Source organism: Dendronalium phyllosphericum CENA369, from assembly GCF_016056275.1.
Classification (GTDB): Bacteria; Cyanobacteriota; Cyanobacteriia; order Cyanobacteriales; family Nostocaceae; genus Dendronalium; species Dendronalium phyllosphericum.
In genome coordinates this window covers 8382-20574 of record NZ_JAECZA010000007.1, presented here as the reverse complement: position 1 = coordinate 20574, position 12193 = coordinate 8382, and the positions used below count along the sequence as shown (strand labels likewise).

Sequence of the window (12193 nt, the reverse complement as noted above, 5' to 3'; positions counted from 1 at the left end):
ATAAATGTTAACAAATTACATTCATACAGCTATGCACAAAGCAACCTACGAGTTGCTTGAAGATGGAACTTTTTATGGTGAAATTCCAGAATGCCAAGGAGTGTGGGCAAATGCTATAACACTAGAAGCTTGTCGAGAAGATTTGCAAGATGCTCTTGAAGGATGGATTATATTAGGACTGCGTTTGGGTCATATTCTGCCAATACTGGATGGCATTGACTTGAATTTCAAACAAGAGGTAGCCTAATGCCACCCTTTGGAGCTATTAATCGGCTTTTCAGAGATTAAATCTTAGCTAAATATTTTGTGTGATGAATTAGCCTATGCTTCAGAGTTAATTCCTAAGCGCTCAAGAAAATATTGACGATACAAATTACATAAAGGTATGACATCATTACCCTGAAACTTAACTAACCCCATACTGCGGAGTTTAAACGCTTGTTCTGCTCCTACATCCACAGGTGAATTTGTTGTAACTACTTGTTTAATTGCCTCTAGTAATTCTGGATCTGTTTGCAAATTCAACCAATGGCGGCGCAGATGCCCACTGTAAGGACTTTCCTCAGTTACAGCAATTTGCTGTAGTTTCGCAAGCGTTATTCTACCACGGGCAATTTCATAAAGTGCCACTCGCAATAAATAAGGATGACCATCCACCAGCGCCATCAATTCTTCGACTTGTGAACCTGACCAATTAAGCCCGTGACGCTCTACTAAATCTTGAACCTGCATCTGATTAAAGCATGGCAATTCAATTGGTAAACCTACATTAAAAGGTGATTGATTGATATTGAGCGGGATATAAACTTCTTTGGAATGTACAATTATTAATCGAAGTTTTGACCAGACTGGGTTAGTTTTTGACATTTCATGCCAAGCTCGTAGCAATCCAAAAAAATCAGTAGTAATTATGGGATGTTGGAAGACCTCGTCGATTTCATATAAACCTAAAGCAATGGGAGTATTAATAGTGGGCAACAAATACCGTTGAAAGTAATTTGTACACTTGTTCCTACTACCCAAAACACCCTTCCAATACTTATTTAGGTTATCTGGTAAATTCAGTTCAAAAGCAATGCTGGCACAGAACCATTGCAAAAACCGATCTAAGCTAGTGAAAAATTCCGTATCTGCTGATTGAAAGTTCAAAGATGCAGTTTGATAGCCATTTTGATGAGCATGATTAAGAATCCGCATCATTAAAGATATTTGTCCCATCTGCCGAGGAGCTTTGATCCGAATTAAAGCACCTGGCTTAAGAATAGTTTCATAACAGTTTGCTTCAATTGGCGGACGTTCGATATAAAAGGGAGAATCTAAAGGTACTTGTCCCTCTGGATTTTCAAAGAATGTTAGTGCTGTTTGTATTGTTTGACTATCGTGAACCAAATTTTTCTTACTTTTCAGCACTGGAGTTACAGACTCTGGAATATTCTCTAGGGCAATGGCACTACAGCCAAACTCGTAAGCTTCTTCATACGATAGACCAGCTCCTAGTGCGTCATAAAATCCTACTGCAAAATTAATGGCGGCGCGATCGCCAATTGCCGAATTCATGCCCGCCACGTAGTTAATATATTGAGAAATCGCCTCAGCTTGCACCTCGTTATAACAGGCGTTTAATAACACACACTCAATTTTGTCTTTAAATAATCTAAACAGCCTAGCCAGTGACTCTGAACTCACCAGTTGCATTTGCCCTGTGTTATCTTCAAAGGCTAAAGCTTGATTTTCTGGCCCATATCCAGAAAAATGGACAATCTGAGGTTCATAATCCAAAAGCGCGCGACGCAAATCATCAGTACGTACTGTCCATTTAGCGATGATTTCAAACTGTTCTCGCCTTTTATAAAGTTTAAAACCTTCCTGAATTTCCCTTACTTCCTGATCTAAGTGCAGTCGGTTTGTATTTATAGGATTGGCAGGCACAATCAAAATTCTTTTACTTGTTGATAGAGATACCTGCCTTTCTGGATTTTCTAGAGAGACTGCTTGCATTGGGATATCTTGAACCTGTTGGTGCTGGGTTTGCTGTGGAATCATTTGGCTAGAAGAGGATGCATTTTTGAGATTCTTCCTACTTTTCAGTACTGAAGTTCCAGACTCTAGTATATTTTCCAAATAAATGACACCGCGACCAAACTCGTAGGCAACTTCATACGATCTACCAGCTTCTAGTGCGTCATAAAAGGCAACGGCAAACTCAATCGCTGCTCTATCTCCCAGTGCCGGATTCGTCCCAACTACATAGTTAATATGTTGATAAATTGCCTCAGCTTGTACCTCGCTATAACAGGCATTCAAAAATACACACTCAATTTTGTCTTGAAATAATCTAAACAGCCTAGCCAGTGACTCTGAATTCACCGATTGCATTTGTCCAGAGTTATTTTCCAAAACCAAGCCTTGATTCCCTGTGCTATGTCCAGAAAAATGGACAATTTCAGGTTCGTAATCTACAAGGGCGCGACGCAAATCATCAAGACGTACTGCCCATTTCGTAATAATTTCAAACCGCTCTCGTCTTGTAGTACGTTCCAACCCTGCCTGAATTTCTCGTACTTCCTCATCTAAGCGCAATTGGTTTATATTGGTAGGATTAGCTGACAAAATCAGAATTTTTTTTAGTATTGCACCAGAATTATTAGTTCTGTTTCCAATAGATTTAGCAGGTTTGGGATCTGTTTCTATTTGTCTGATTAAGGATGTAGGAATAGATAAGTTAACTCCTGCAATTTCTACCTTGTCTTGCTGTTTAGCAACTTGGTTTAATTCAACTAAAGCTTTTGTCGAATTGCCACGAGCCAAGTTAGCCATGCCGCGAGTATAAGTCATTAGGGGTGCAAATTCTGCTAGTGGCTCTGCAAAGGTATCTATAATTGATGCCATGCGAACCCACTCTGCTTTTTCTTCCAATTTCAACTTTGAAAGAGTTAAAGCTAATTCACGTGCTGCTTCACTCGGTCGCGTATAAGCTAGTGCTGTCCACTTTTGAGCTTGAGCAAAATCACGAATATCTGGGTCGTGGCTTTCAAGTTGCTGCTGCACGTAGGTAAGCAAAAAATCAGATAATTCATTAATTCGCTTTTCGCCAAAACGGGGATTTTCTTTTAACTTTTTCAACAGCGCATTTCTTACCACTGTATCCATTTCATAGAGTTCATGTCCAACCTCATCACAAAGGCTAGAAAGCAGTAAATCCGCCACAGCTAGCCAGGGTATTTTCAACTCTTGCTTATGAATATCTCTTTGAAAATTCGCCCACAAGCGGTAAAGCAAATCTGGTGTAAGGGCTAACGGAAAAGCAGCATGGTAAGCCAGATAAAGGTGCGCTTCCCCGAAGCGTTGACCAAAAGACTCAATTCGACGACTAGCAACTTCTGGCTTCATGCTCTCTACCTTTAAAATACTCCTAGTTAAATTAATTACAAGCCGCTACCTTAATTGTGCATTAATTCCTCGACCCCGCAAAACATCGATCGCACCATCAAAACCCTGTCGGCTAACTTCAAACATTGGCACTAAACGCGCAATTTCCCCAGCTGTTGTGCCAAACCAGCGCTCTGTCGCCATTGGATTTAACCATGCAATATAACGCGATCGCTGTTTCAGTTGGTCTAAAAATGTTTGGGTTAACTCCAGCCTTTCCAAACTAAAACCGCCCCGTGCTGCTCCCCCATCACTAAAAATTAATACAGCGGAACGCTCCGGGCGCAACTGAGCTAGAAAATCTATAACAGGCTCGGCTTTTTGGCGTGTCTGGTCATGGTAAAGATATTTCGTTGGGCAATTGTGAAAGTAGTAAATACTAGCTTTTCCTAAACGTCCGCCTCTTAATGCCGTCTCAGCTAATCGCTGGGATAAGGCGTGAAAGGGAACCATCGACCCCTTGTGGTCAATCAACGACAGCAGTTCAGTTCTGTTCGCCCGACTGGGTACGAGTAAAGGCTCTAGCAAAAATCCTTGCCGTACTACTTGCTCAATAGTTGCTTCTATGTCTAACTCTGTGGGCAAACCTTGGCGTACCATTCGCCGTAAATGCCGCCAGCTTTGTTTCATTTGCCGCCGCGTCACCGGAAAATATTCATCGGTTTGCGTGAAGCGATTAACAGTAATTTCCTCATTGCTTTGAGTAGTAATCTGTACTGCTTCAGCTACTTGCATTTCATCCTGTACTTCCATCAGTTCTGATGAAACGGGTACAGTAGCAGGTGTTTTGTTGGATGGCTCAGGTGAATAATTACTCTCACTATCTGCCGTTACTGGCGTAGGAGAAGGAGAGATAGTAGTTTTATTTTCTTGCTTTGTAACAGAAGGCTTCACAGGATGAGGTTCTGTTATTACCTGCTGAAAGTAATAGTTGAACAGATGTTCTTCATCCTGAGATTTTACCCACAAGGTACGGCACAGTTCTGCTAACGCTTCTTGGTCAGTCGTGCCAAAGCCTTGCTGTAAAGCTGTCAAAACGAGACGGTATTCATCGATACCCAAGGGTAAACCGGCCTCGCGCAGTCGTGTAAACAGGTCGAGTAGTGGTAGTTCTTCTTGAAGAGATTCTATCTTCATGCTTCAGACTGCGATCGCATTTGTTCGCCATAGCGGCGGTAATCATCCCAATTCTTCAGCAACACCCCAGGATACAAAAGTTCAGTTTTCAACTTGCTAAGAATTTCATCATCTTGATGATGGCTAAGAATCCGCACCCAATCCATCAGTTCGCTGGTGCTGACTTTTTTACCAGCTTCGCCCTTGTCTCGCCGCATTTCTTCACGCAGTTCTAAAAAACGGTCAATAATTGCGTCTACTAATTCCAAAGGTGAAACTGAAAACCGAGTTTTAACAATATTGATTAGCTGCTGACGTTCGGGGAATTTAACGTAGTGAAACAGACAACGGCGCAAGAAAGCATCAGGCAAGTCTTTCTCATCATTACTGGTGATAAAAACAATTGGTGTTGCTTTAGCCTGAATTTTTTTGAGCGGACTGTTTTGTTTGACTTCTGTAACTTCAAACCGTTGCTCATCAAGCTCTAGCAGCAAGTCGTTAGGAAAGTCAATGTCGGCTTTATCTATTTCATCAATCAAAACTATAGTCGGCTGTTCATTGCGAAAGGCACGCCCTAACGGCCCCCACTCTACATAGGCATCAGCATTTTTTGCCTGAACTGCGGCTTCTTCATCTATTTTGGAAGCTGCAAGTTGAGCATCCCGCAACCTGCCAACGGCATCATAAGTATAAAGACCATCTCGCGCTCGGCTGGTAGATTTGATGTACCAAGCTTCATAAGGCAAATCCAACTCATAAGCTACCGCACGAGCCAATTTTGTCTTGCCACACCCTGGTTCTCCTTTCAATAGTAAGGGGCGTTCAAGAGCGATCGCCAAATTTACAGCCTCCACCAATTTCTCACTCGGCAGATAGGGATACAGGATTTGCCCTGTCTGCGGATCTTGCTCTTTTGGCTGGGGTTGCACCTTACCCGTATATTTCAATTGTTTTCCATCTACAGTTCTAGCCACTTAACTTCTTCCTCCTCCCAGTTACAGCCACACAAACCAAAAATTTGGGCAAACACACGTTCTGGAATACCTTCACTCTTCTCTAAAATTATCTGAACTGTATAGTCAATTTTTCTAGTTGCCTCTATTGGTAAAACATCAATTGCATTTTCCATCCAGTTAACCAAGACTTGCTTAGATAAGGGGTCAATCATCGGTAGCCTAATAGGAATATGAGGTTTCCATAGCAGATCGAGCCGATCTGCAAATCCAAGATTCCAGGTGTTGACACACCCATCGCAATCGACCAAAAACATTAGTAGAAAAAATTCGCTGCTTGGGCAAATTGTCTGTGGGGTTGAGTTTACCAAAGGCAACCAAAAATCACGGATTAATTCTTGCAGATAGATTTCATCGATACAGTCGAGATCGTGAAAAATTAAAATGATATGTTGAGTTTTCAATTGAGCTACAACATTTCGGGCAATTTCCTGTTGGGATGAATAATCTTGTACTCCCATCTGACGACCTAATTCTCTCCATAGGGCTGCAATATCAGTTCTAAGTACTCTACGTGAGAGATGAAATGAAATTGGCGGAGTCACCGTACTCTCAGGAATTTTCTGTAATAAACGCTTCAGTAACCAGATTTGACCGTGTTCTGGCGAACCATGAACTAAGAAAGCTCCTATACGTTTTTCTGTAATAAATTCTCGAAATAACTGTACCTGTGCTATGTAGTTGAGACGAAACAGTTCGCTGTGTATCCGCTCGCTCTCGCAAGACTTCTCAATAGTTAGAATCTGTTTGAGGAGGCGATCGCGCTCTTTCTCAACCAGCTCAATTTCCTTATCTAACTGAAAAGCTACTAAAGTCCCCGCTTCAATCGCGTATTTATTCCGCAAGAATCCTATCTTCTCACTGAGCAGATCGTATTGTTGTTGAAGTTCTTCCCGTTTTTGCTGTAAATGCCGAACTGAGAACATTTGTGAGTTTTAATACCCAACTATTGAGATATTACTACTTTTATTGCAGGCTGTTTTCTAGCTGCTCGATCCGTTGATTAAGTTGTGTTATTTCAGCTTCAGCATTTTCAATCTGTTTTTCCAATTGAAACTTCACAGCAGTACCAGATTCTATCGCTAAAGCCGACCGCAGGCGACTCAATTTCTGGCTTAATAAATCGTACTGTTGCTGGAGACTTTCGATTTCCTGTAAGATTCGCCGCTTCTGTCCCAGATTTAAACTAGTCATAGATTTATTCGAGTTTATCTGCTGCACCTCTGACGCTGGAGACACAGGGCTTTGTTCTGCATACAAAACTGGTGTCAAATGTTCTGAGATGCCTTGCAGTCTGATTTCTACACAACCGAATTTGTAAGCCCGATCTATCGTCTGCCCTGCTGCTAAAGCTTTGTAAAAACCAACCACAAAAGCGATCGCGGCTTGGTCTCCAATTGCTTGATTCATACCAATGACAAACGGAATGTGTTCTGCGATCGCTTTTGTTTGGGCTGCGGAATCACAAGCATTTAACACCACACAATTGATGCGATCGGCTACCAATTCAAATAACGCTGCTAGCGCTTCAGGTTGTACGGGCTGGTAGTTTCCCAGTAAATCTTCAAAACAAAGTTCGCCTGTACCTGTTCCATGTCCAGAGAAATGCACGATTTGCGGCTCAACATCAAATATTGCTTGGCTGATATCCCCCGGACGCACAGACTCACGAGATTCTAAAACAAATTTATCTCGCTCTTTTGCTAGTTGCAGCCGCTCACGAATCTCACGCAACTCTTGTCCTAAACGTAATCGTGCCGCATCAGTTGGATCTGCTGCCAGAAACAGAATCTTGATTTGAGCAGTACTGTTCATCTAGACAATTAACTCGGAGTTTAACGATCTAACAGGTCAAAGCTAGAATTATTACACCTTTTCTGCTGCTTGTAGTGAAATTGCTTAATTAATTTTAGGTTGGTATTTAAGTTGAAAAATACTTAGATAATACCCAGAGGATCGAGCTGGTTCCTATTACACAAATAATTCCCGCCACTCCAGCTAAGGGTTTTTTATTCTTACCAGTGAACCACTCCGGGACTTTACCCGTGTAAGTAATTAGTTCTGCTGTATCTATGGTAGCGATCGCCCATACCAATGCAGCGTGCAATCCCCAAGCTATACCTAAACTCCCACCATCAGCAACTCTTGCCAACACCAGCATCATTCCCATTAACCACAGTCCGGGAAGTTGCGGTAGAGTTTCGCGTTGCTCCCAAACCAAATGGAGAACGGCAAAAATTAAGCTAGAAATTGCTGCTGCTAGCCAAATTGAATAATCCCGCTCTAGTTCAGTTAACACAAATCCGCGAAAAACTAACTCTTCTATGCCCCCGACTAACAATGCTATTAATAAAATCGGTAGCAGTATGGATGGTATCAACTTTAGATTCGATTTTTGTAAGGAACACCAACCCAACCAGAATTGACAGGTAAACATAATAGCTAAACTCAGCACTCCTAACCCAAAACCTAGTGCTAAAGAACCGAGCAGAGAAATATTCACTAATAAGCCATAATCTGAAAAAGACCTATTAGTAAATCTAATAACTACCCAGAGAACCAGGGGAGCTAATAGGTAAAGTGACACCATTAAGGGCAACTTTTGCTCTGGTTGCAAAGATTTTGTCGGTTTTAAATTAAGTGCGATCGCTGTTACTGCTGCTACTGGCAACCAACAACCTACCCAAAAAATAAAAAATGCCATCACTACAACTAGTACTGATGCATCTTTCATAAATGCCAGTAAAGAGTTGAATGATGACTCCAAGAAATTTATTAAAACAAACAAAAAAAACACAATAGATTCCTTGAGCAATATATTTCTTGCTTCTCGATCGAGACTCTACTAAAGATAGTGACTTATGCAAGGAGTCTAATCGTATTTTTTCTGAAACAAAATTTTCTCAATATAGCTAGCAATTTGCTGTGAGGATAGGGACAAGTTATTGGACATTCACCTTTAACTTATCCCTACCATTAGCAAATTTATTCCTCCTCATCCAAGTCTTCGTCTGACTCATCGGAGTCTACATCATCTAGAGTTGCTTTTTTATCAGTTTCACCGAGTTGAATCAGGTGAATATGCTTATATCCCAACCTAATTTCAAACTCATCTCCAGGTTTTAAGCCCATAGCTTTAGTATAGGTAGCACCTATGACAATCTGACCGTTTTGATGGACGCTAACCCGATATGTCGGTTCGCGACCACGACCATCTTTGGGTGCTTCTGGACTCAGAGGAATTCCTCTAGCCGATAACAATGCATCATAAAAATCTGTGAGATTGACGCGAACCTGATTATTCTTAGTAACCGTGTAATAGCCACACTGCTTGGCTCTTTCTCGGCGTGGTAAAGTGGAAAGTTCTTTTACTTTAGCTAGCAGTGCTTTTCCAGTTAATGGTGCGGTTGCAGTTTCAGTCATTACGCTCAATTTTTCCTTACTCTCTCCAAACTGATAAACAATGTCCTTTTACGCCAGTATTTGACTTTTTTGCATCTGCATAAAGCTACTGGTGACTCTAGGGTGAGGTGTGAATTCCTGCTTATAGAAAACCCAAGTGCCTCTATTATGGTTGCCCACAATAGATAAGAATTCATGGGATCACAGGTATTAATTTTGGTGATTTTACGGCACTTTTAACCATGATTCGCCATCGGAAATCAAATTATTTTCTCTTTTGGCGCTACTGTGGCGGTGTAACTTTAAGCCACTTTTACATATGGATAGGTTCTACTACAAATAAGTTGTAGACCCTATATATAGCAGGCTTTTCAGGTTTATCGCTTGCCTTTATTGCCCTTGAGTTGTAAGGTTTTCCTCACTCTTACTCTTAAGCTTAGGACAGCATCGTATTTGAATATGGTCTTTTGGACATACACCCTTTTGTCCTACTTGTAGAGACAAGAATTTTCATGTCTCAACATTACGAGGTAACAAAGCAGTATCAGCCGCGCTTATACGGCTAATGAATCTGGTTTTGTGACTTCGTAATTTTATATTAAATACTAGCATGGACTAATAATAGCAAAATAGTTGTTAAATTTTGAATTTAAATTGCTGGTAAAGTTTTATCTAAATCTTCTCGCTCTAGGAGGTAAAAAGCAGTGAGGATTTTTCTCCCTCTTTATTACCCTAGTGAGTAGGGCAGTATGACTTTTATAAAAATTAATCTAAATATAGACGAGTAGTTTTGATCTGTGAGTTACATCCTTTGATTTACTTGATTGAGTGGAGACAAAAAGCTATGAGGATATGTCTGGTGATTTATTGTCACCAGACAAAAAGCAGCTAGCTATTTTGTACTTCTGTCTGTGGGAAGAATATATTTACACAAATCTGGTAAGTGCTTTATTGACACTACTAGATGTTTGTTATCCGCTTTCACACTTCAATATAACTAAATAATTTCCAGGTCAAGACTAATGGAGGGATGTTTTTCAACCAGTGGCTTTGATAAGCTATTGACATGAAGAAGTATTGAGAACCTAAATTGGATTGATTTGGGATATTTTTCCGATTGTGGGGATAAATAAAAGTCTTTCTCTTGACAAATCCCTTTCCTTTGCACTTGCCAATAGGTAAATTAAATGTAAGGCTGCAATTACTTCTTTTTGCGGTTGGACTTAGAACTTAACACAAATCTTGCCTGTAGTGCCGATCGACTCAAATTTTAATGGTTATCCTTAAACTAGATCGGTCGCTCTTAAATCGCCAGTCCTTTAACTCTTGACTTTGAATTAAGAGCTACAAGAGTATAGCTCACTTTTTGCAACTACCTGCCTTGACTAATGATTTCTGAGGCTGGTGAAACAATTTTAAGACTTTGGTTGGTCAGAATGGAAGTTATTTTTAAAATTATTCGGCAGCAACAAAATTCCGCTCCTGTAGTGCAAACTTACTTGATAGAGGTAGAATCTGGCAATACAATCCTAGATTGTCTTAATCGGATTAAGTGGGAGCAAGACGGGACATTAGCATTTCGCAAAAATTGTCGCAATACCATTTGTGGTAGCTGTGCTATGCGAATCAATGGACGTTCAGCTCTTGCTTGTAAAGAAAATGTTGGTAGCGAACTTGCGAGATTACAACAGATTCCGGCGCTAGAAAATAAAACAAATTCTATTCCAGAAATCACAATAGCTCCTTTAGGGAATATGCCTGTGATTAAAGATTTGGTCGTGAATATGAGCAGTTTCTGGAATAATTTAGAGGCAGTAGCTCCTTATGTGAGTACCTCAGCGCGACAAGTTCCAGAAAGAGAGTTTTTACAAACACCACAAGAGCGATCGCGCCTCGACCAAACTGGCAATTGTATTATGTGTGGTGCTTGCTACTCTGAGTGCAACGCCCGTGAAGTCGATCCAAACTTTGTTGGCCCTCACGCCTTGGCTAAAGCCTACCGCATGGTTGCAGATTCCCGCGATAGTGAAACAGAAAATCGTTTAGCAAACTACAACGAAGGCACTAAAGGAGTTTGGGGTTGTACGCGTTGTTTGTATTGCGATTCAGTTTGTCCAATGGATGTAGCACCACTAGAGCAAATCACCAAAATTAAACAAGAAATTCTCTCCCATAAACAAGTTAGCGATACTCGCTCAATTCGTCACCGGAAAGTATTGATAGATTTAGTTAAAGAAGGTGGCTGGATAGACGAAAGGCAATTTGGTTTACAAGTCGTTGGTAACTACTTTAAAGACTTGAGAGGATTGCTTAGTCTTGCACCCTTGGGGTTGCGAATGATTGTTCGGGGCAAATTTCCCCTATCATTTGAACCTTCCCAAGGAACGCAACAAGTGCGATCGCTCATCGAATCGGTGCAAAATGATAGTGCTGAGTGCTGAGTGCTAAGTGCTGAGTAGAGACGCGATTATACTCTTACGCGTAGACGCTCGTAAGAGCGTCTACGCGTCTTTACAGAAGTGAAGAGTTATTCCCCTTGTCTTTTCTGCTCCTCCGCTCCCCTGCTCATACCATTTCACCAAATAAATGATACAAATAATTTCTCCTCTGCCCCTCTGCTCCCCTGCTCCCCTGCTCCCCTGCGGCTTATTCGTATCAAATTTAAAGTGAAACGGTATCACCTGGGGTCTTGCGGCACGTTCAACGGTTGCCCAGAACGGTCGTAAACTAAAATATCCCACTGTCCGTTGTTACTGGATTCAAAGGCAATCCTAGTACCATCGGCACTAATATTAGGGTTGCGGACTTCTGCTTGGAGGTTGTTAGTCAAATTCCGCGATTGGCGTGTTTCTCGGTCAAAAAGAAAAATCGCCGATCGCCCTTGACGACTAGCAGCAAAGACAATATAACGGCCATCAAGAGAAACGCTAGGATGAGAAGCGATCGTATCTAAAGAATTTAATCCTGGTAAATCAACTAAATTGCGAGTCAGCGTATCAAACATATAAACATCTTGGCTGCCCCGGCGATCGCTAGTGAAAACAATATATCTTCCAGAAATTTGAGGATTTTGTTCTGACGATAAACTGTTGATACTCCGACCCCCCGGATCGAAAGGATAACTCACCAGACGGGGATAGCCAAAACACCCAGTCAACAAACCCGAACATAAAAATACAGGTATAAAAATAATACGATTAGTCATTAGTCAGTAGTCAGTAGTTAAAGAGTGC

10 protein-coding genes are annotated in these 12193 nt (G+C 41.2%); 2 read left to right on the top strand and 8 right to left on the bottom strand.

Annotated elements, in window-relative coordinates; genetic code table 11:
* Positions 1-4 precede the first annotated feature (4 nt).
* On the top strand, positions 5-247 hold the full coding sequence (locus I8752_RS03230) for a type II toxin-antitoxin system HicB family antitoxin (RefSeq protein WP_214430891.1): 243 nt from the start codon (positions 5-7) through the stop codon (positions 245-247).
* Positions 248-321: 74 nt separating this feature from the next.
* On the opposite strand, the gene I8752_RS38950 is transcribed toward I8752_RS03230, so the two are convergent.
* The 7 genes from I8752_RS38950 to I8752_RS03190 all read right to left on the bottom strand — a co-directional run bounded on the left by I8752_RS38950 (position 322) and on the right by I8752_RS03190 (position 8981).
* Positions 322-3390: an AAA-like domain-containing protein gene (locus tag I8752_RS38950; RefSeq protein ID WP_225895413.1), complete on the bottom strand. Its 3069-nt coding sequence runs from the start codon at positions 3388-3390 to the stop codon at positions 322-324.
* 45 nt (positions 3391-3435) lie between these two features.
* Positions 3436-4566, bottom strand: coding sequence for a hypothetical protein (locus tag I8752_RS03215; protein ID WP_214430890.1), 1131 nt, complete (start codon positions 4564-4566; stop codon positions 3436-3438).
* Entirely contained in the window at positions 4563-5519 is a 957-nt protein-coding gene (locus I8752_RS03210) for an AAA family ATPase (RefSeq protein WP_214430889.1), read from the bottom strand. The genes I8752_RS03215 and I8752_RS03210 overlap by 4 nt, the downstream gene beginning before the upstream one ends.
* Entirely contained in the window at positions 5504-6484 is a 981-nt protein-coding gene (locus tag I8752_RS03205) for a hypothetical protein (RefSeq protein ID WP_214430888.1), read from the bottom strand. Before I8752_RS03205 ends, I8752_RS03210 begins: the two co-directional genes overlap by 16 nt.
* Before the next feature lie 40 nt (positions 6485-6524).
* A complete protein-coding gene (locus I8752_RS03200) occupies positions 6525-7373 on the bottom strand; it encodes a CHAT domain-containing protein (RefSeq protein WP_214430887.1) in 849 nt (282 codons plus the stop codon).
* A 106-nt stretch (positions 7374-7479) separates the two neighbouring features.
* Positions 7480-8292 (bottom strand): CPBP family intramembrane glutamic endopeptidase, encoded by an 813-nt coding sequence (locus I8752_RS03195; protein ID WP_214430886.1) that lies wholly within the window; start codon positions 8290-8292, stop codon positions 7480-7482.
* Positions 8293-8543: 251 nt separating this feature from the next.
* Positions 8544-8981 (bottom strand): AbrB family transcriptional regulator, encoded by a 438-nt coding sequence (locus I8752_RS03190; protein ID WP_214430885.1) that lies wholly within the window; start codon positions 8979-8981, stop codon positions 8544-8546.
* Positions 8982-10396: 1415 nt separating this feature from the next.
* On the opposite strand from I8752_RS03190, the gene I8752_RS03185 reads away from it, so the two are divergent.
* Positions 10397-11401, top strand: a complete 1005-nt coding sequence (locus I8752_RS03185) for a succinate dehydrogenase/fumarate reductase iron-sulfur subunit (protein WP_214430944.1) — start codon at positions 10397-10399, stop codon at positions 11399-11401.
* Between the two features lie 236 nt (positions 11402-11637).
* Here I8752_RS03185 and I8752_RS03180 read toward each other — a convergent pair whose 3' ends face one another.
* Positions 11638-12165 (bottom strand): TolB family protein, encoded by a 528-nt coding sequence (locus tag I8752_RS03180; RefSeq protein WP_214430884.1) that lies wholly within the window; start codon positions 12163-12165, stop codon positions 11638-11640.
* Positions 12166-12193 lie beyond the last annotated feature (28 nt).